The organism is Pseudomonas sp. GCM10022186, from assembly GCF_042656385.1.
GTDB lineage: Bacteria > Pseudomonadota > Gammaproteobacteria > Pseudomonadales > Pseudomonadaceae > Metapseudomonas.
In genome coordinates this window covers 52802-72251 of the sequence record NZ_JBHSOU010000070.1, presented here as the reverse complement: position 1 = coordinate 72251, position 19450 = coordinate 52802, and the positions used below count along the sequence as shown (strand labels likewise).

At 65.2% G+C, this 19450-nt stretch carries 23 protein-coding genes; 4 read left to right on the top strand and 19 right to left on the bottom strand.

Annotated elements, in window-relative coordinates; genetic code table 11:
• Positions 1-66 precede the first annotated feature (66 nt).
• The 15 genes from benC to ACFPU0_RS25725 form a co-directional block, all read right to left on the bottom strand.
• On the bottom strand, positions 67-1080 hold the full coding sequence (benC, locus tag ACFPU0_RS25795; protein WP_377696140.1) for a benzoate 1,2-dioxygenase electron transfer component BenC: 1014 nt from the start codon (positions 1078-1080) through the stop codon (positions 67-69).
• 10 nt (positions 1081-1090) lie between these two features.
• Entirely contained in the window at positions 1091-1579 is a 489-nt protein-coding gene (gene benB / locus ACFPU0_RS25790; RefSeq protein ID WP_377696139.1) for a benzoate 1,2-dioxygenase small subunit, read from the bottom strand.
• Entirely contained in the window at positions 1576-2934 is a 1359-nt protein-coding gene (benA, locus tag ACFPU0_RS25785; RefSeq protein ID WP_377696138.1) for a benzoate 1,2-dioxygenase large subunit, read from the bottom strand. Before benA ends, benB begins: the two co-directional genes overlap by 4 nt.
• A gap of 179 nt (positions 2935-3113) precedes the next feature.
• The gene (locus ACFPU0_RS25780) at positions 3114-4076 is read right to left on the bottom strand and encodes an AraC family transcriptional regulator (protein ID WP_377696137.1); all 963 of its coding nucleotides are present in this window, start codon (positions 4074-4076) and stop codon (positions 3114-3116) included.
• 141 nt (positions 4077-4217) lie between these two features.
• Positions 4218-5567: an MFS transporter gene (locus ACFPU0_RS25775; RefSeq protein WP_377696136.1), complete on the bottom strand. Its 1350-nt coding sequence runs from the start codon at positions 5565-5567 to the stop codon at positions 4218-4220.
• Positions 5568-5945: 378 nt separating this feature from the next.
• The gene (locus ACFPU0_RS25770; protein WP_377696135.1) at positions 5946-6788 is read right to left on the bottom strand and encodes an IclR family transcriptional regulator domain-containing protein; all 843 of its coding nucleotides are present in this window, start codon (positions 6786-6788) and stop codon (positions 5946-5948) included.
• 327 nt (positions 6789-7115) lie between these two features.
• Complete coding sequence (locus ACFPU0_RS25765) at positions 7116-7748, bottom strand: malonic semialdehyde reductase (RefSeq protein WP_377696134.1); 633 nt, start codon at positions 7746-7748, stop codon at positions 7116-7118.
• Positions 7749-7831: 83 nt separating this feature from the next.
• Positions 7832-8761 carry an AEC family transporter gene (locus tag ACFPU0_RS25760; protein ID WP_377696133.1) on the bottom strand — a complete coding sequence of 310 codons (930 nt, stop codon included), beginning with the start codon at positions 8759-8761 and terminating at the stop codon, positions 7832-7834.
• A 17-nt stretch (positions 8762-8778) separates the two neighbouring features.
• Positions 8779-9876, bottom strand: a complete 1098-nt coding sequence (gene zapE / locus ACFPU0_RS25755) for a cell division protein ZapE (protein WP_377696132.1) — start codon at positions 9874-9876, stop codon at positions 8779-8781.
• Positions 9866-10471 carry a protocatechuate 3,4-dioxygenase subunit alpha gene (gene pcaG, locus ACFPU0_RS25750; RefSeq protein ID WP_377696131.1) on the bottom strand — a complete coding sequence of 202 codons (606 nt, stop codon included), beginning with the start codon at positions 10469-10471 and terminating at the stop codon, positions 9866-9868. Before pcaG ends, zapE begins: the two co-directional genes overlap by 11 nt.
• A 12-nt stretch (positions 10472-10483) precedes the next feature.
• On the bottom strand, positions 10484-11203 hold the full coding sequence (gene pcaH / locus ACFPU0_RS25745; RefSeq protein WP_377696130.1) for a protocatechuate 3,4-dioxygenase subunit beta: 720 nt from the start codon (positions 11201-11203) through the stop codon (positions 10484-10486).
• Between the two features lie 128 nt (positions 11204-11331).
• A complete protein-coding gene (gene pcaQ, locus ACFPU0_RS25740; RefSeq protein WP_377696129.1) occupies positions 11332-12261 on the bottom strand; it encodes a pca operon transcription factor PcaQ in 930 nt (309 codons plus the stop codon).
• 202 nt (positions 12262-12463) lie between these two features.
• Complete coding sequence (locus ACFPU0_RS25735) at positions 12464-12736, bottom strand: Rho-binding antiterminator (protein ID WP_377696128.1); 273 nt, start codon at positions 12734-12736, stop codon at positions 12464-12466.
• 10 nt (positions 12737-12746) lie between these two features.
• Positions 12747-13001 (bottom strand): DUF2024 family protein, encoded by a 255-nt coding sequence (locus ACFPU0_RS25730; protein ID WP_377696127.1) that lies wholly within the window; start codon positions 12999-13001, stop codon positions 12747-12749.
• 13 nt (positions 13002-13014) lie between these two features.
• Positions 13015-13245 carry a thioredoxin family protein gene (locus ACFPU0_RS25725; protein ID WP_377696126.1) on the bottom strand — a complete coding sequence of 77 codons (231 nt, stop codon included), beginning with the start codon at positions 13243-13245 and terminating at the stop codon, positions 13015-13017.
• A gap of 112 nt (positions 13246-13357) precedes the next feature.
• On the opposite strand from ACFPU0_RS25725, the gene ACFPU0_RS25720 reads away from it, so the two are divergent.
• Positions 13358-13921 (top strand): MarR family winged helix-turn-helix transcriptional regulator, encoded by a 564-nt coding sequence (locus ACFPU0_RS25720; protein ID WP_377696125.1) that lies wholly within the window; start codon positions 13358-13360, stop codon positions 13919-13921.
• Positions 13922-14058: 137 nt separating this feature from the next.
• Here the strand turns inward: ACFPU0_RS25720 and ACFPU0_RS25715 are convergent, their stop codons facing one another.
• The 3 genes from ACFPU0_RS25715 to ACFPU0_RS25705 form a co-directional block, all read right to left on the bottom strand.
• The gene (locus tag ACFPU0_RS25715) at positions 14059-14322 is read right to left on the bottom strand and encodes a hypothetical protein (protein ID WP_377696124.1); all 264 of its coding nucleotides are present in this window, start codon (positions 14320-14322) and stop codon (positions 14059-14061) included.
• 312 nt (positions 14323-14634) lie between these two features.
• Complete coding sequence (locus tag ACFPU0_RS25710; protein ID WP_377696123.1) at positions 14635-14877, bottom strand: hypothetical protein; 243 nt, start codon at positions 14875-14877, stop codon at positions 14635-14637.
• Between the two features lie 82 nt (positions 14878-14959).
• On the bottom strand, positions 14960-16162 hold the full coding sequence (locus ACFPU0_RS25705) for an NAD(P)/FAD-dependent oxidoreductase (protein WP_377696122.1): 1203 nt from the start codon (positions 16160-16162) through the stop codon (positions 14960-14962).
• A 327-nt stretch (positions 16163-16489) separates the two neighbouring features.
• Between ACFPU0_RS25705 and ACFPU0_RS25700 the strand changes: the two genes are divergently transcribed.
• From ACFPU0_RS25700 to ACFPU0_RS25690, 3 genes are all read left to right on the top strand, one after another.
• Positions 16490-17023: an RrF2 family transcriptional regulator gene (locus tag ACFPU0_RS25700; protein WP_377696121.1), complete on the top strand. Its 534-nt coding sequence runs from the start codon at positions 16490-16492 to the stop codon at positions 17021-17023.
• A 105-nt stretch (positions 17024-17128) separates the two neighbouring features.
• Positions 17129-17761: a TetR/AcrR family transcriptional regulator gene (locus ACFPU0_RS25695; protein WP_377696120.1), complete on the top strand. Its 633-nt coding sequence runs from the start codon at positions 17129-17131 to the stop codon at positions 17759-17761.
• 48 nt (positions 17762-17809) lie between these two features.
• Positions 17810-18793 (top strand): MDR family oxidoreductase, encoded by a 984-nt coding sequence (locus tag ACFPU0_RS25690; RefSeq protein WP_377696119.1) that lies wholly within the window; start codon positions 17810-17812, stop codon positions 18791-18793.
• A gap of 150 nt (positions 18794-18943) precedes the next feature.
• On the opposite strand, the gene ACFPU0_RS25685 is transcribed toward ACFPU0_RS25690, so the two are convergent.
• Positions 18944-19444, bottom strand: a complete 501-nt coding sequence (locus ACFPU0_RS25685; RefSeq protein ID WP_377696118.1) for a VOC family protein — start codon at positions 19442-19444, stop codon at positions 18944-18946.
• Positions 19445-19450: the final 6 nt, after the last annotated feature.

Here is a 19450-nt window from a genome sequence, read left to right as displayed (position 1 = left end):
CCCACCTCCGTGTGGCGGCACTCCCCTCTCCCCCGGCCCCTCTCCCACGCGTGGGAGAGGGGGGATTCAGGCCGCGCTGGCGGCGAACTTCTCGTAGTAGAAGTTGGCCGGCGCGATGCCCTGGTCGCGGATGAACTGGTTCACCGATTCCACCATGGGCGGCGGGCCGCAGAGGTAGACATCCACATCGCCGTCGTTGAGGTGCGCAGGCTCGATGTGGTGGGTCACGTAGCCCTTCTGCGGGTAGCTGCTCTCGGGGCTGGACACGCAAGCGCTGTAGGTGAAGTTGGGAATGCGCGCGGCGAAGGCTTCCAGCTTGTCCATCTCCACCAGGTCATGGTCGTGGGTCACGCCGTAGATCAGGTGCAGCGGGTGCTCGCTGCCCTCTTCGGCGATCTTCTCCAGCATCGCGGTGAAGGGCGCCAGGCCCGTGCCGCCGGCCAGCAGCAGCAGCGGACGGCGGATGTCGCGCAGGTAGAAGCTGCCCAGCGGGCCGGCCAGGGACATGCTGTCGCCGGCCTTGGCGAGGCCGGTGAGGAAGCTGCTCATCAGGCCGCCCGGCACGTTGCGGATCAGGAAGCTGACCTCGCCGTCCTTCTGCAGGGAGCTGAAGGAGTAGGCGCGGGTCTGCTCGCTGCCCGGCACCCTGAGGTTGACGTACTGGCCCGGCAGGAAGGCCAGCTTGCTCAAGGACTCGCCCTTGATGGACAGCGAGATGGTGCTGTCGGACAGCTGGCGGACTTCGCTGATGGCGGCTTCATAGCTGGCCTGCTGGGTCTTGCAGACGTCGGAGGACGCCGGCACCCGCACCACGCAGTCGCTCTCGGCGCGCATCTGGCAGGTGAGCACGTAGCCCTGGGCAGCCTCTTCCTCGCTCAGCGCATCCTCGATGTAGTCCTGGCCCATGTCGTAGCGGCCGGCCTCGGCGAAGCACTTGCAGGTGCCGCAGGCGCCGTCGCGGCAGTCCAGCGGGATGTTGATGCCCTGGCGATAGGCCGCGTCGGCCACGGTTTCGCTGGGGTTGGCGTCGATGAAACGGGTGACGCCGTCTTCGAAAGTCAGTGCGATCTTGTGGGACATGGCGCTCACCCTAGATGTGGTAGATGTCGATGACTTGACGCACGTAGTCATTCTTCAGGACCACCTTCTTCGCCTTGATCAGCGGGCTCTCGCCACGCACATCGAGGGTGTAGAAGCTGGTGCCGAAGTAGCTGTCCACGGTCTTGTAGCGGAAGCTCAGGGTGTGCCAGTTGAAGCGCACCTGACACAGGCCATCGGCCACTTCGAGGACCTCGATATTGCTGATGTTGTGGGAGGTGCGGGTGTCCGGCATGGTCGCGCTGGAACGCTCGGTCTTGATGCGAAACACGCGGTCTTCCAGGCCGCCACGGTTGCCGTACCAGATCAGCGAGATTTCGGTCTGCGGATCTTCGGTCAGCTCGTCGCGGTCGTCCCAGGACGGCATCCAGAAGCTGGCGTCGCTGGCGTACAGTTCCAGCCAGTTGTCCCAGTCCTTGTCGTCCAGGTAGCGCGCCTCGCGGTAGAGGAAGTCGCGCACGGCGTCGTAAGAGATGCTCATTGCACAGCCTCCACGGGGATCAGTTGCTGCTCGGCCGCGGCGGCCTTGAGCATGGTTTCCTGCCAGTACTTGTGCTGCAGCACGAACAGGCCTTCGTCCTCGGTGCGCACGCCGGACAGCAGCGGATGCAGGTCGATTTCCCTGGCGGCCTCGTCGGCGCCCTCCACCCAGTGCTCGGCGCCGCGGGACATGTCGTTCCAGCCACGACTGCCCTGGTAGCCCAGCTGGCAGGAACGGAACTCTTCCAGGTCGTCCGGGGTGGCCATGCCGCTGACGTTGAAGAAGTCCTCGTACTGGCGGATGCGCTTGGCGCGGGCTTCCGCACTCTCACCTTTCGGTGCGATGCAGTAGATGGTGATCTCGGTCTGGTTGACCGAGATCGGCCGGGCGATGCGGATCTGCGAGCTGAACTGGTCCATCAGGTAGACGTTCGGGTACAGGCAGAGGTTGCGCGAGTTCTGGATCATCCAGTCGGCGCGGGCCTGGCCGAAGTCCTGGGCCAGTTCGTCGCGGCGCTCGTAGAGCGGACGGTCCTCGGGATTCGCCCAGCGGGTCCAGAGCAGCAGGTGGCCATGGTCGAAGGAGTAGAAGCCGCCGCCGTTCTTGGCCCAGCTGCCGGCGCTCATGGTCTTGATCTCTTCGCCGGCCTCGCGCTGCTTGCGCTGGTTCTGAGTAGCCGCGTAGTTCCAGTGCACGGAGCTGACGTGGTAGCCGTCGGCGCCGTTCTCGGCGGTCAGCTTCCAGTTGCCCTCATAGATATAGCTGGAGGAACCGCGCAGCACTTCCAGGCCCTCGGGGGACTGGTCGACGATCATGTCGATGATCTTCGCGGACTCGCCCAGGTGCTCCACCAGGGGCTTCACATCGGGATTCAGGCTGCCGAAGAGGAAGCCGCGATAGGACTCGAAACGGGCGACCCTGGTCAGGTCGTGGGAGCCTTCGCAATTGAAGCTGGACGGATAGCCGGCCTCGGCCGGGTCCTTGACCTTCAGCAGCTTGCCGGAGTTGTTGAAGGTCCAGCCGTGGAAGGGGCAAGTATAGGAGGAACGATTGCCGCTCTTGTGCCGGCACAGCTGTGCGCCACGGTGGCTGCAGGCGTTGAGAAAGGCATTCAGCTCACCATCCTTGTTGCGCGCGATGAAGATCGGCTGGCGCCCCATGTTGAGGGTGAGGTAGTCGTTCTTTTCGGGAATCTGGCTCTCGTGGGCGAGATAGATCCAGTTGCCTTCGAAGATGTGCTTCATCTCCAGTTCGAACAGACGCGGGTCGGTGAACATCTCCCGCTTGCAGCGGTAGATGCCCTTCTCCTTGTCTTCTTCAAGCAGGGAATGCAGAAAGTCGAATCCCAGGGACATGGCCAGGGCCTCCGTTGTTATTGTTCAGGCCAGGTCAGGTTAGGGATGTGGGGGAAACGGCAATATCCGCTTTTTGCAGACCGCTATCCGTTTTGTGCAGGGTGGTGGAAGCTGTAACAAATGGCTGGGGGTCGACGAACACTTGTAGGGGCGAATTCGCCCCCGGGAGAGAGGCCGGGTCAGAGCCCCCGCCGCTTCAGGGTGTCGGAAGGCAGCTCGCCGAACTGGGCCTTGTAGCTCTCGGAGAAGCGCCCCAGGTGCAGGAAGCCGTAGTCCAGGGCCAGCTCGGTGACATTGCGCACGTTGCAGCTGGGGTCGGCCAGGCAGGCGCGGATGCGTTCCAGCTTCTTCTGGCGGATGTAGTGCTTGGGCGTGGTGCCCAGGTGGCGCTCGAACAGCGCATAGAGGGAGCGCAGGCTCATGCTGGCCTGGCGGGCCAGGAATTCGCTGCTGATGTCCTGCTTCAGGTTGTGCTCGATGTAGGCCAGGATGCGGTCGAAGGATGCCTCCTGGCAGCCCAGGCTCTCGCGGCTGACATTGGTCTTCATCAGGGTGAGCATCTTGCTCGCGACGATCTGCGCGTAATGCTCCTGCACCCGCAGCAGCGGATCGCTGGCCTCGGCCTCCTGGCAGACCATGGCCAGCAGGTTGACGAAGCCCTCCAGCTCGGCGAGCTGGTAGTTGTTCTGCAGGAAACGCACGCCAGCGCTCGGGCGGTGCCAGCGCTGTTCGTCGCAGATACCTTCCAGCAGCGTGGTCGGCATCTTCAGGATGAATTTCTCGCAATCGTCCGAATAGGTCAGGTCCACCGGGTCGTCGGGGTTGATCAGCAGCAGCTCGCCGGGCGCCAGGTAGTGCTCCTGCTTGTGGCCGCGCCACAGGCAATGGCCACTGAGGAGTATCTGCAGGTGGTAGATGGTTTCCAGTGCCGGCGAGGTGACCCGGACGGCGCCACCGTAGCTGATGCGGCAGAGGTCGAGGTTGGCGAACTTGCGATGGTTGAGGCTGGCCTGGGGATGGCCGGCGGCGGGCAGCCGGATGCAGTGCGACCCGACATGCTGGTTCACATACCCGGACACGGCGTAGGGGTCCGCACGCTCGAACACCCTACTGCGCTCACTCAGCAGGCGACTATCCATCAACAGGCACTCTTGTCGTTGTTGTACGCCGCGGGCGTCATGCCGGTTGGCAAGCGCCCGCGATCTTCATTCACGGGATTCTATGTGAGCCGTTACCTCAGCGCCTCGGGTGGAGATAAACGGTTACGAATCGGCTGCTGACGCTCAGGTAGCGTCCGCGTGACTGACCAGCCCCTTGATGATCACCGCCGTCGTGGCGATGGCGGCAGGCACCACCAGCGCCGTCAGCACTTGCTCGAAATTCCAGCCCAGGCCCAGCAGGGTCGCACCGATCCAGGCGCCGAGGATGGCGCCGAAACGGCCGATGCCGAGCATCCAGGAAACCCCGGTGGCGCGGCCCTGGGTCGGGTAGAAGCGCGCGGCCAGGGAGGGCATGGCCGATTGCGCGCCGTTGACGCACATGCCGGCCAGCAGCACCAGGGTGGCCAGCAGGGTCACCTCGCCCAGGCTCTGGCCCACACACCAGGCGAAGACGCCGGCCAGCAGGTAGAAGATGCCGATCACCTTGTGCGGGTTGAAACGGTCCATGGCCCAGCCCACGCCCACGGCGCTGAGCACGCCGCCGAACTGGAACAGCGCGCCGATGAAGGCGGCCTGCTCCAGGCTGGCGCCGCTGTCGCGCATCAGGGTGGGCAGCCAGCTGGTGAGCAGGTAGACGATCACCAGGCCCATGAAATAGGTCAGCCAGAGCAACAGGGTGCCGGCGCTGTAGGTGCCGGAGAAGATCACCTGGAACACGTTGCGGCTCTGCACGGTTTTCTGCTCCGGCACGCTGAAGCCGGAAGCCACGGCCACCTCGCCGGGGGCGATGGGCGCGAGCACCTGGCGCACCTTGTCCGCGCCCTTGTTGCGCACCACCAGGAAGCGCGCCGACTCCGGCAGCCAGAGCAGCAGCACCACAGCCAGCGCGAGGGGCAACAGGCCGCCGAGCAGCAGCAGGCTGTGCCAGCCGAAGGCCGGGATCATCTTTGCTGAAACGAAGCCGCCGGAGGCCATGCCGAGGTTGAAGCCACAGAACATGCTGGTCACCAGCAGCGACTTGAGACGTTCGGGGGTGTACTCGGAAAGCAGCGTGGTGGCGTTGGGCATGGCGGCTCCCAGGCCCAGGCCGGTGAGGAAGCGCAGCACCAGCAGTTGTTCGAGGTTGGCGCTGAAGGCGGAGATCAGGCTGAACAGCCCGAACAGGAACACCGCGGTCACCAGTACGCCCTTGCGACCGAAGCGATCGGCCATGGGGCCGGAGCCCAGGGCGCCGAAGACCATGCCGATCAGTGCGGCACTCATCACCGGGCCGAGGCTGGCGCGGTCGATGCCCCAGTCCTGGGTCAGCGCCGGGGCGATGAAGCCCATGGCGGCGGTATCCAGGCCGTCGAGGAAGACGATGAGGAAGCACAGCAGCACGATGCGCCACTGGTAGGCGGAAAGCGGCTGGGCGTTGATGAAGGCTTGAACGTCGAGCGTGCCGGTGGACGGCAGGTGGGCTGGGCTGGTCATGCAAGATTCCTGCTATGGGCCCTCCTCCGCATGCGGGCCGTTCTCTGCGGCCTCTGGCGGGGAAGACTTTGACTGGACAGGAATGAGGGCTTGCCCGGCGCAACAGGCTAATGCCGGAGCTGACTCTCATTGTTGTTATGGGCCGCGCTGGCTGGTGGCACGGCTGTGCAGACCTTACGAAGAGACGACAGGCGGTTCAATTCGATAATCGGCAAAGCGTTCGATAGTCGAACGCTTTGCTGGCGGCAGGAGGGAGACCTTGCAGGGGCGAATTCATTTGCCAAGCAGGCGAAGGTCTGCCCTGTGGCCGAGCAGGGGGCAGCTGCGCCGCCCTTGGCGAATGAATTCGCCCCTACGGAAAAGACGCGGGCGGCGGACCTAGTGAAACAACCGCGTGCTCAGCTCCTTGCTCGCCTCCAGCAGGGCCGGCAGGAAGCGGGTTTCCAGCTCCTGGCGGCTGACTCGGCCGACGTGGGTGCCGACGTTCAGCGCGGCCAGCACCTGGCCGGCGGAGTCGCGCACCGGCACGGCCACCGAGCGCAGGCCCATTTCCAGCTCCTGGTCGATGATCACCCAGCCCTGGCGACGGATCTCCTCGATGCTGGCGCGCAGGCCGTCGACGGTATGCACGGTGCGGCTGGTCTTCACCTGCAGGTCAGCGTGCTCCAGGTAGTCGTCCAGGGCGGCATCGTCCAGGGCCGCCAGGAGGATGCGCCCCATGGAGGTGCAATAGGCCGGCAGCCGGCTGCCGACGCTGAGATCTACCGAGATCAGGCGGTTGGGCGTGGCCGAACGGGCGATGTAGAGGATCTCGTCGCCCTCCAGGGTGGCCATGGAGCAGGCCTCGTGGAGCTGGTCGCTCAAGCGGTCGAGGATCGGCTGGGCGGTGACCGCCAGCGGAGTCGAGGACAGATAGGCGTGGCCCAGGGTCAGTACCTTGGGCAGCAGCGAGTAGGTGCGACCGTCGGTGGTGACGTAGCCCAGCTTCATCAGGGTGTGCAGGCAGCGGCGCACGGCGGCGCGGGGAATCTCGGTACGGTGGCTGATCTGGGCGATGGTCAGGTGGCGCTTGCGCTCCTGGAACGCATGGATCACCGCCAGGCCCCGGGCCAGGGAGGTCATGAAATTGGGGTCCCCAGTGAAGGCTTCGATGCGCTTGGCCGGCGAGGCGATGATCGGTGGGGCCAGGGGTGGCAGGGGGGCACGCAGTTCTTCGGTCATTCTTGTTGTCCTTGGTGGATCGCAGTCAGGGCAAACTCGGCCGATTATCGAACCAAAGTTCGATAATCGCAATTGACCCTGCCGTCCTCGACTCGTACTTTGCCCCCGCCAACCGGCGCCCCGGTTTGATCAGGTACCTCGGCGCCCGGCAACGGCTTCGCTCAAGAGGCGCAGCCGGATTTCCCTCCCCCCGGCAGAAGCCATCACCCCGGCCCGCCATGTGGGGGCGAATTCATTCGCCATGGGCGGCGCAGCTGCCCCTGAAATGTCTCAGGGCAGACCTGCGGTCTGCTTAGCGGTTGAAATCGCCCCCACGACTCCCAAGCCCTACAGCAACTTGCAGGCTTCGTCGAACTCCAGCCGCGGAGAACGCGGATGCAGCCTGGACGGGTCGCCATAGCCCAGGTTGCAGAGGAAGTTGGTCTTCACATGGCTGTCCGGGAAGTGCTCCAGCTGGAAGGCATCGCCCTGGCCGTCGGCCGGGAAGAACTCATGGTCGACCAGCGCGTTGTCGAAGCCGGACATGGGCCCGCAGTCCAGTCCGAGCGCCCGGGCCGCGATCATGAAGTAGGCACCCTGCAGCGAGCTGTTGCGCCGCGCCGTGATGCCCGCCAGCTCCGGGGTATCGGCGAACCAGCCGCGGGCGTCGGTATGCGGGTAGAGCTTGGGCAGCTGTTCGTAGAACTTCACGTCGTAGGCGATGATGGCCGTGACCGGCGCCGCCATGGTCTTGTCCACGTTGCCGGGTGCCAGCGCGGGCAGGAGCCGGCGCTTGGCCTCCTCCGTACGCAGGAAGAGGATGCGCGCCGGACAACAGTTGGCGCTGGTGGGGCCCCACTTCATCAGGTCGTAGAGCTGGCGCAGGGTATCGTCGCTGACCGGTTTTTCCAGCCAGCCACTGTAGGTCCGTGCCTGGCGGAACAGCAGGTCCATGCCTTCCTCGCTCAATCGTTTGCTCATCATCGCCTCCTCCTGCCAGTGTGGGTCGCACGGTCGTGCGGATGCCCCATAGAGGATAGCCAGCGCGACAGCCGCGTCGGGTACTAGACCAGCAATCCGAGAAAGCCGCTGATCGTGACGAAGGCCAGAACCGTACAGACCACCAGCGCCGCGGCACAGCGGCCTTCCAGCCCGAAGCGCTGACCGAGGATGGGGTAGATGCTCATCATCGGCGCACAGGCGAAGAGCACCCCGGCCACCCGCAGTGTCGGCTCCACCGGCGGCAGCAGTTGAAAGCTCAGCCATACCGCCAGCGGATGCAGCAGCAGCTTGCCGATACTGAGCTGCGCCACATCCTTCACCAGCCCGCCGGCCCTGAGGCCATAAAGGCTGGCGCCTATGACGAAGAGCGCAACCGGCGCCGAAGCCGCGGCCAGCATTTCCACCACCCTGGCTGGTACGGCCGGCAGGCGAACCTCGAGCAGGGCCAGTGCCAGGCCGATGCTGATGGCGATGATCACCGGGTTGCGCAGCAGTCGCACGAAGGTATCCAGCAAGGCCGCGCGCAGGCCTCCGCCGTTCTGCCGGCCCAGTTCGGCGATGGCCAGGGCCAGGGGAATCATCAGCAGGTTCTCCACCAGCATCCCGAGGGCCAAGGCCACCGCTGCCGGGGAGCCCAGCACCATGGCCACTATCGGGTAGCCGACGAAGCCACTGTTGGAGACCGACATGCCCAGGCCGCTCAGCGCGCTGCCACTGAGGCTGTCCTTGCGTACCAGGCGGGAGAGCAGGAAACCGCCCCAGAACACCACCTGGGACCCCATGCCATAGGCCAGCAGGTAGGTGGCGTCGAACACTTCGTCCAGGGGCTTTTCCAGCAGCGCACGTATCACCAGGGCCGGCAGGGCGAAGGTGATCACGAACCTGCCGAGGCCGAGGACCTGTTCCGGGCCCACCAACCGCCCGCGGGCGGACAGGAAGCCAATGCCGATCAGGATGAAGATCGGCGCAGTAATGCCAAGTATCTGGAGCATCTAGGGTTCTTCAGTGATCAGTCGCCATGGCCCGGCTGCAGCGGTTTCAACTGCTGCAACCGGCTGCGGGTACGGGAGAAGTCCATATGGGGTTTGCCCCGGCACAGGTCGTCCAGGCTGGCCTCGCTGGCCATCAGCAGCCGGGTCCCGGCGTCGTAGGCGATATCGATCAGGTTGACGAAGCGTTGCTGCACGTCGATGCCCTCCTCCCCCAGACAAGGCACGCCGCTGATCGCCAGCCGGCGGAAGCGCCGGCAGAGCCAGAGGAAGTCGGCGCTGGAATGCGGCCGGCGGCACAGTTCGTCGAAGTCCAGCCAGGCGCACTCCCCCTCCATGGCCCGCAGGTTCAGGGGATGGTGGTTGACCGCCACCTCCACATCCCGGTCGACGGCAGCGGTCAGGCCCAGCTGGCGCTCGATCCAGCCCGCGGCGAAGCCCGACTGCGGCCAGCAGTAGTGGCCCCAGGCTTCCAGCTCGCCGCGACGCTGGCGGTAGTCCTCGCCGCCATCCAGGTTCAGCACCTCGAAGCGCTTGTCGATCAGCGCGATGGCGGGCTTGAAGCGTTCGCGGTAGAGCGGGTTCGGGCAGAGGCCTTCAGGGGCGTAATTGGAGGTGCAGACCAGGCCCACGCCCTCCTCCACCAGCACCTTGAGCAGACGCCCGAGCAGGACGGCATCGCCCATGTCGTGGACATGGAATTCATCGAAGCAGAGCAGCCGCGTCTGTGCCGCCAGCTCTTTCGCGGCCAGGGCAAGCGGATCGGGCTGGCCGGCAAAGGCCTGCATGCGTGCCTGCAACTCCTGGAGGAAGGCGTGGAAGTGCACGCGGCGCTTGGCGGATAACGGCGCGGCGGCGAAAAAGGCATCCATGACGAAGCTCTTGCCGCGCCCTACACCGCCCCAGAGATAGAGTCCGGCGGGTAGGCGCCGCAGCCAGCCTTTCCTGCCGGCCAGAAACGACTCCAGCCATTGCCCGAGCCGGGCAACGGCTGTGAGTTGCGCCGTGTCGGCCCGGTAACCACGGGCCTCCAGCAGTCCGTCGAAGTGCCTTTCGATGCGCTGGCCAACGGCTTCGGCCAGCCCATCGAAGGCGGGTTCCCTTTCCTTAGAAGTCAAAGAACACCGTTTCCCCTTCTCCCTGGATACGGATGTCGAAGCGGTAGGCCAGTTGGCCGTCCACCTCGCAGCGGTGCGCCACCAGGGTTTCCCGGCGTTGCGGCTGCTCGATCAGGTTGAGCACCGGATCGACGGCGTTGGCCGCGGCCTCGTCATCGAAATAGATGCGGGTCTGCAGATGGATGTTGATGCCACGGGCGAACAGCGACACGTTGATATGCGGCGCCATGGGCACGCCGGCGGCGCTCTTCACCACGCCCGGCTTGATCGTCTGCAGGGTCCATTCGCCGGCATCGAAGGTGGTGGCGGTGCGGCCGAAACAGTTGAAGGGTTTCTCCAGGTCGAAGGCGCTGTCGTAGACGCCTTCGTGGTTGGCCTGCCAGAACTCCAGGAAGGAATCGCGCACCAGGTGGCCGTTGCCGTCGTAGACGTTGCCCAGCAGCAGGATGTGCTGGCCGGGGGCGTCGGCCTTGGCCATCCGGTTCCAGATTTCCTGGTCGCGGGTCGGGTTGCCGGCGGCCGCCAGGGCCAGGCCGATGTGCACGTAGGGGCCGGCGGTCTGCGAGGGGGTTTCCGGCAGCAGTTCGATAGGCATGCGGGGTTCTCCTCAGCGGTTCTCGAAGTGGGTCTGGCGCTGGCCGCGCAGGACGATGTCGAAGCGGTACGCCAGGCAATCCATGGGATTGGCGTTGCTCATGTCGAGCTTGGCGATCAATGTTTCCACCGCGTCGGGGTTGGCGATGCTCTTGACGATCGGGCACATCGGGATCAGCGGGTCGCCTTCGAAGTACAGCTGGGTGATCAGGCGGGTGGAGATGGACGGCCCGCTGATGGAAAAGTGGATATGCGCCGGGCGCCAGTCGTTGGGGCCATTGCGCCAGGGATAGGGGCCCGGCTTGATGGTGCGGAAGATGTAACGGCCATCGCTGTCGGTGAGGGCGCGGCCGACACCACCGAAGTTCGGGTCCAGCGGAGCCAGGTAGCGGTCATTCTTGTGGCGGTAGCGACCGCCGGCGTTGGCCTGCCACATCTCCACCAGGGTGTGCGGCACCGGCTTGCCGTACTGATCGACGACCCGGCCGGAAACGATGATGCGCTCGCCGATGGGCAACCCACCATTGTTGAAGTTGAGCAGCAGGTCGTTGTCGTGCTGGCCCATCTTCAGGTGGGAGAAGTCCGGGCCGCTGGTCTCGGAAACGGACTGCGGGATGCTCACCAGCGCCTGGCGCGGCGAGCGGGCCACGGAGGTCTTGTAGTCGGGGGTGAAGGCTTTCGGGTGCCAGTTTCGGTCACGAATGACGAAGCGGCTGTTTTCCGCATCGGACATCACGGTTTCCTCTTATTGGATTCATCAGGCGGCCTATCGGTACCAGGGCAGCGGGCCGTGGGTCGCAGTGTCATCCAGCGGAGGCCGGCGGGAAATTGAAATCATGCCCGCCTGACATAACCATTTGGTTATGTCAGGCGACCCTCGCGATAGTCCAGGGCCACTTCCCGCAGGGTCTCCACTGCCCATTGCGCCGCCAGTGACAGCAGCAGCGAGGCATTGCTGCAGATCCCCACCGAGCCGCCGGGCTCCTTGAAGCCCAGGTCGAGTTCCACCAGCTCACCCTTGCCCAGGTCCAGGCGCACGGCGTCCAGCGGTGCGATCCACACCGCGTCACCGTTCAACACGTAACGCCGGCTGAGGGCCAGGGACAGGGTTTCCAGGCGCTGGCGCGGGGGGCTTATGCCGCTCTGCACGAAGAAACCGTCGGCGTGCTTGCGGATGGTGGTGCCCGCCAATGGCAGCACCAGGGGGAAACCGTCCAGGGAGCGGCGGTCGGCGCCCTCCTCCAGCAGCGGGTGGCCGGCACGGACCACCAAGGTCATGGATTCGCTGTAGAGGTGTTCGAAGGTCAGGCCCTGGATATCCGGGCTGTCGGTCACGCGGCCGACCACCAGGTCCAGCTCGCCCACCCGCAGTTGCGCCAGCAGATAGGCTCCCGGCCCGGTGAGCACGCTGACCACCAGCGCGGGGTGGCGCTGGTGCAGACGCCGCACCACTTCCGGCACCAGCAACCCTTCCACGGTGGACAGTACGCCCAGGCGCAGGGTACCGGCGGCATACTCGCCCTCGCGCAGGCTGTTCACCCCATCGCGCAGGGCCTGCACGCAAGGGCCGGCGTAGCGCATGAAGGCCAGCCCCGCCTCGGTCAGGCTGACGCCGGTCTTGCCGCGTTCGAAGAGGCTGGCGTCGAGGACTTCCTCCAGTTCCTTGAGGGTCTTGGAAATGGCCGGCTGGCTCACCGCCAACTGGTCCGCGGCGCGCGCCAGGCTGCCCTGGCGCGCGACCTCGAGAAAGCACAGCAGGTGGCGGAATTTGATGCGGGTATCGATGTTCAACGGCGGGTCCTGGTCACGGCTGGCCTGCGAAGGCTAGCCCAAGCACGGGCTCCGGAGCCATTTTGTTGGGTGTCATTTGTGGGAGATTCCATGTCAATCGGCGCGTAGGGTGGAAATCCCTTTGGGGATTTCCACCATCGGTGTCTTGCAATGCCTCGCTGGTGGATAGAAAAGCGCTATCCACCCCACAGGGCTGACACGGCTAGACCACGCACACCTTCCCCGCCAGTTCCACCCGGCCAAAACGCGCGCCCGGCTCCAGTGGCGTGATCGCCAGCAGGCGGTCGAGGCGCACCGAACAGGGACCATCCTCCACCTCCAGCACGAAGAACTCTTCCTTCTCCGCACTGGTATGGGTGGTCAGCGCCCTGGCCTCGAATCCACCCCCATCGATCAGTTCCACCCGTATCAGGTAGCGGTAGAGGCAGGCGATTTCCAGGAGGTCGTGCAGGTCGCAATCCAGGGGCTGGTACATGACGACCTCCTCAGCAGCCTTGCAGCGGGATGATGGAATAGCCTTGCCGGCCGATGGCCTCGGCCACCTGCGCACTGGCGATTTCGCTGTGGCAGAACAGGCACTCGCTGGCGGCGATGTCGGCCCCATGCACGCCGCGGCTGGCGAGCCACTCGCTGGCGTACTGGCTGGCCCGGACCTGGTCACCGCCACTGGTGAGCACGTCGAAGTGCAGGTAGCGGCCATCACGGGTACGAACATGGGTGTCGAAGACTTTCACCTGCATTTCGACGCCCTCTTCACTTCAGGTCGGCAAGGGCGGCGCCGAAGTTGATGTGCAGCACCTGGCCGTCCACCACCAGCGCGGGAACCGACTTCACGCCAGCAGCTTCGGCCTCGGCGATGCGGCCGGGGGCTTCGCCCAGATGCACCGCTTCCAGTTTCACCTCAGGGGCGAGCAGGTTCAGCAGGGTCTGTTCAGCAGACACGCAAACCGGGCAGCCGGCGTGGTAGTAGCGAGCATTGGTCATTTTCAGTCTCCCGATGAAATTAGTATCGAATCGATACATAAATCAGACTACCCGGAAGAACTCCTTTGTCAACATAGTTTTTACTCGATACTATTTATCGACGGAGGTGAAGATGACCACCCTATTCGACCTGTTCGAGCGGCTCACCAGCCTGATGCGCATCTGGCATCGCGAGCATCCCCTGCTGGCAGACCTGCAGCCCGTGCAGCTCAGCGCCCTGGAATACCTGGCGCGCTGCAACCATTACTCGGACACGCCCCTGGCGGTAACCGACTACCTGGGGCTGACCAAGGGGACCGTGTCGCAATCGCTGAAGGCGCTGGAGGCCAAGGGCCTGATCGAGAAGCGCCCGGACCTGAACGACAAGCGCAGTGTGCACCTGGAGCTCACGCCCGCGGCGCGGGAACTGCTGGCCGCGGTGACGCCACCGGATTTCCTGGTGGATGCCGCGGCCGAGATGGGCGCGGATGCTGCGGAACTGGAACGGCTGCTGGGGGAGCTGCTGCGCACTATCCAGCGCCGGGTCGATGTGCCCGGATTCGGCCTGTGCAAGACGTGCCGCTTCCACCAGCAGCGGGATGGAGAGCCCTTCTGCGGACTCACCCGGGAACCCCTGGGCCGCCCGTCCATCGATCTGATCTGCCGTGAGCACCAGCCCCGCGTCGATGCTGCCTGATCAGGCCTCGAGACTGACGAGGTCGGAATGGGCATCGATCATGGGGGTTGCTCCTTGCACGTCGCCCGCGCGACTACCGCGCCGCAGCAGATGGAGGCGCAATGTTGTCGTACAAGGGGCCTCCCTGCCCCGGGATTTCACGCGCTCTTGCGCAGGAAGAGTTCGCGTCCCTCATCCAGGCACTGGTCCACCAGCCACTTGCCATGGGCGATGGAGGCGTGCTGCGCCTTTTCCAGGTCAGCCAGGAAGGCGAACTGCACGGGAAGGGCTATACGGCGGGTGGTCTGGCCATCCGGAGAGGTGATGTGGCATCCGGCAGCCCAGGGTGTCGGGATGCCCGGATGCTCGACCACGTCAGCGACAATGGTGTGATCGCGGTAAACGCATTGCAGGGTACTCATGGGGTCTACCTCTTTGTTGAAGGCCCGGGGCCACGGTCGGCCGGCCCGGCGGGCGTGGCGGGGAAGTTCAACTGAAGGTCGGCGCATGCCTTGCTCACTTCGGGATATAGCACAGGGCGCGGTCAGGCAAGGTTCAACTGACCAAGGGTCGCCATTGGCCTGCTGGCTTTCCGGGGAATTGGCTATTCGGCGGGGACCACCGCCTGACTTTTGCACGTGCGAATCCACGTCCCCGGGACGTTGTCTTGAACGTGACGACCAAGCCAAAGGCTACGGAAGGCATTGCTCCCTCGAGCCGTCCGACCGGCGCTGTCAGCCCGCGCCATCCGATACTTCGAACTCCAGTCCCTTCAGCCAATGGCTCATCACCACGGCCTCGAACATCCGGCCAACCGGGTCGCTGCAGGGATCCACGGCCAGTTGCAGCCGCCAGCGGCGGCCCTCCGTCGACTGCGCTTGCAAGCTCCAGCAATCCTGCGGCAACCAGTGCGAAATCAACTGTTCGATGAACTGGCCCGCCAGGGGCCGGGTGGAAATCAGGATAGTCGGGCCCACGATGACCTCCGGGATGGCAGCTTGCGAACCCGCCGCCACGCGGTGGGAGACCGCGTGACAGCGAGCGGTTGGCGGGGGCGGATCAGGCCACCACGGGGATCATCGGGTCAGCGGCAGCCAGGGCGGTAGCGCGGTCGGCCGCCGGCGGGTAGATCCACACACCGTTGATCTCCTGCTTGATGGACTTGCCTTCCTGCCGCTCGAACCTGATCTGGCGGTCCCAACCTTCGGTGAACACCGCCCCCCAGGCCCCCAGGTCCAGGCAGGTGACGTACTTGGGCTGGCTGTAGGGGATGGGCGCACCCCCCAGCAGGCTCGCCGCCGCGTTGTTGCCGGCCGAGCGCCCCAGGGCAATGGCGTGCTGGCAGGACATCAGCGCGTGGTTCCCCTGGTCATCGCAAGCGGCTCGGGCCACATCACCGGTGGCGAACAACTCGACCTGGCCCGGCACCTGCAGGTTGGCGTCCACATGCAGGCGCCCCTGGCCATCACGCTCGGCGGGAACCTGCTCGGTCAGCGAACTGGCCCGCACACCGACGGTCCACACCACGGTGTCCGCATCGATACGCTCACCGCTGGCCAGGGTCACGCCAGCGGCATCCACCGCAGCCACCGCACTGTCGAGACGCCATTCCAGGCCCAGCTCCTCGCTCGCCTCGGCAATGGCGACGCGCGGCCCCTCGCCAAGGGCGGCACCGATCTCGCTGCCACGGTCGACAATGATCACGCGCACCTCGGCGTCGCCCCCCAGTGCCGCGCGCAGGCGGGCCGGCATTTCGGCAGCGGTCTCGATACCGGTGAAGCCGCCGCCGGCCACCACCACGGTATTGCGGCTGACGGAAGCCGGACGCTGCGCCAGGGACTGGATATGGCGCTCCAGGCGCACCGCTTCTTCAAGCTGATCCACGTCGAAGGCATGCTCGACGCCTGCGAGCGCAGGGCGCACCACCTGGCTGCCGGTGGCCAGCACCAGGCGGTCATAGCCCTGTTCGGCGAACTGGCCATCGGCAGTGCGATAGCCCACACGCTTGCCTTCGACGTCGATGCGCTCGGCGAAACCCTGCACGAAGGTCACGCCCACCGCGTCGAACAGCTCGTCCAGCGGTGCCACCATCTTGTGCACCTCCGGCTCGTAGAAGCGCGGTCGGACGCGCAGTTCGGCCTGGGGCGCGAGCACCATCACCTCGACATCGTCGCGACCATGCTGGTCCAGCAGACGGCTTGCGCTCAGGGCGCTCCACATACCGCCGAAGCCGGCGCCGACGATCAGAATGCGTTTTTTCATGTGTATCTCCACAAGGCGAAGTTGAGTTGCTCCGGGCGGTCACGCCCGACATCCGCATGCCGGACTCTGAGGTTCTCGCTGCCAGCCGCACCGGATAACTACGAATCTATTTGTCGTAGTTAATTTCAGCAAGCTTTTTTTCTTGCTCGACACGCCACTCGTCGCCATCATCCTTCCTGGATGGGCAACATCCTTCGCTTCCCATGTATTTACGCCTAGGATTAAGCCATCCAATGAACTCGTACGGCCGCGATCGCGACCGTCAACGCAGGTTCAGGGTTCGGAAACGACCGCCAAAAAAGGCGAACATATTACTCGGAGTTAAAGATGGCGTTGTACAGCTCGGGCGTGGAGTACGGGATTCACTGCCTGCTCTACCTGGCGGACGAGAAAGGGGATGGCCGCGAGGCCAGCGTGCGTACCCTGGCCGAACTTCAGGGCGTGCCGCCGGAACTGCTGGCCAAGGTATTCACCCGCCTGGCCAAGGCCGGCCTGGTGGCGGCCACCGAAGGTGTGCGCGGCGGATTCCGCCTGGCACGGCCGGCCGACGAGATCACGGTGCTGGATATCGTCCGGGCCATCGATGGCGACAAGCAGATTTTCGAGTGTCGTGATGTGCGCGAGCGATGCGCGCTGTTCCAGGCCGGCTGCCCGACGCCGGACTGGGCTGCCGCCGGCCCCTGCTCGATCCATGCGGTGATGCTCCAGGCGCAGCAACGCATGGAAGAAGCCCTGGCCCAGCAGACCGTGCTCGACCTGGTCCGCCGCGTCGCCCGCAAGGCCCCGCCCGAGTTCGGCGAGCAGGTCCTGCGCTGGATGAACGAACGCCACGACGGCAAGGCGGACGTCGGTCCACTTTGAGCCTCAGCTCGCCCTTCGCGAATGAATTCGCTCCCACAATGGAGCTACGCCGTTAGACCCTGGTTCGATTGATTTTATAGACAATCGGTCTAAAATCCCCTCCCCATGACCGACATCCATTCCAGACCCCGTCGCGGCAGGCCACCCAAGGTCGACCGGGACTTCCCCGATACCCGTGCCGCACTGATCCGCTGCGGCATGGAAATCCTGACCGAACAGGGCTTCGTCGCCACCGGCATCGACCGGGTGCTCAAGCGCGTGGGCGTGCCCAAGGGCTCCTTCTATCACTACTTCGACAGCAAGGAAGACTTTGGCCAGGCAGTACTGGAGAGCTATGCCAGCTACTTCGCTCACAAGCTTGACCGTTGGCTCCTGCAGGACGAGGTGCCGCCACTCCAGCGCCTGCGGAACTTCGTCGAAGACGCCAAGTCCGGCATGGCCCGCCACCAGTTCTGCCGGGGTTGCCTGGTGGGCAACCTGGGCCAGGAGGTGGCCATCCTCCCCGAAAGCTTCCGCCTGCTCCTGGAAGCCACCCTGTGCAGCTGGCAGGAGCGCCTGGCCAGGTGCCTGCGCGATGCCCAGAGCGCCGGCGAACTTGCGGCGGAGGCCGATTGCGAGGCGCTTTCGGCATTCTTCTGGATTGGCTGGGAAGGCGCCGTACAGCGCTCCCGGCTGACGCGGGACAATGTCCCGCTGGATATTTTCTTCGAGGGTTTTCTGGCCGGATTGCCACGATAGGTTTTCCGGGTCCATTTGTAGACGACTGGTCTAAATAGAGGTGTGAGTATGTTCGACGCAATCCTGATCGAGAAGGACGAGGCGGGTTACCGCGCCCACAACACCCGGCTGGACGAGGCACAGTTGCCGGAGGGCGATGTGACCGTGCGGGTGGCCTACAGCACCCTGAATTACAAGGACGGCCTGGCCATTACCGGCAAGAGCCCGGTGGTACGGCAGTTCCCCATGGTCCCGGGCATCGACCTGGCCGGCACGGTGGAAGCCAGCAGCCATCCGGACTACAAGGTGGGCGACTCGGTGCTGCTCAACGGCTGGGGCGTCGGCGAGACCCATTGGGGCGGTCTGGCGCAGAAGGCGCGGCTGAAGGGCGACTGGCTGATTCCCCTGCCCTCCGCCTTCAGCCCGCGTCAGGCCATGGCCATCGGCACCGCGGGCTACACCGCCATGCTCTGCCTGCTGGCCCTGGAGCGCCATGGCCTGAAGCCGGGCCAGGGCGACGTGCTGGTAACCGGTGCCAACGGTGGCGTGGGCAGCTTCGCCATCGCCCTGCTCGCCCGCCTGGGCTACCGGGTGGTGGCCGCCACCGGCCGTACCAGCGAGGTGGACTACCTGAAGGGCCTGGGCGCGGCCGAAATCATCGATCGCAGCGAACTCTCCGAGCCGGGTCGTCCGCTGGGCAAGGAGCGCTGGATCGCCGCCATCGATTCGGTGGGCAGCCATACCCTGGCCAACGTCTGCGCAGGCCTGCGCGCCGATGGCGCCGTGGCCGCCTGCGGCCTGGCCCAGGGCATGGACCTCCCGGCCACGGTGGCGCCCTTCATCCTGCGCGGCGTGAGCCTGCTGGGCATCAACAGCGTCACCCGCCCGCGTGCCGAGCGCATCCAGGCCTGGGAGCGCCTGGCGCGGGACCTGGACATCGCCCGGCTGGACGCCATTACCCGCGAGATCGGCCTGGGCGACGCCATCGCAGTGGCCGGCGACCTGCTGGCGGGCAAGGTGCGCGGGCGGGTGGTGGTGAACGTCGACGCCTGACGGCTCGTGAGAGATTCCATGTCAATCGGCGTGTAGGGTGGAAATCCCTTGCGGGATTTCCACCATCGGGGCCTTGCGTGGCCGCGCTGGTGGATAGAAAAACGCTATCCCCCTACACGACTGACACTGCACCGCCACAGAAAACCGGCCTCAGCCGGCGAAAGCCTTCTTCAGCGCGGCGATATCCAGCTTCTTCATCTGCAGCATGGCGGTGAAGACGCGCTGGGCGCTGGCGGTGTCGGGGTCCGTCAACATGGCCACAAGCGCGGCGGGCACCACCTGCCAGGACAAGCCATACCTGTCCTTGAGCCAGCCACACTGCTTGGCGTTGTCGTCGCCGCCGGCCGACAGCCGCTCCCAGTAGTGATCCACCTCGTCCTGGGTCTCGCAGTGGACCTGGAAGGACACCGCCTCGGTAAAGGTGAAGATCGGCCCGCCGTTGAGGGCGGTGAAAGCCTGGCCGTCCAGCTCGAAGTTGACGGTCAGGACCGAGCCCGGCTCCTTGCCGTGGATTTCCTTGCCCGCTTCGCCGTAATGGCTGATGGCGGTGATCTTCGAGTTGGGGAAGATGCCGATGTAGAAGTTGGCGGCAGCCTCGGCCTGGTCGTCGAACCACAGGCATGGGGTGATGGCGTGGATCCGTTTGTTCATGGCGCA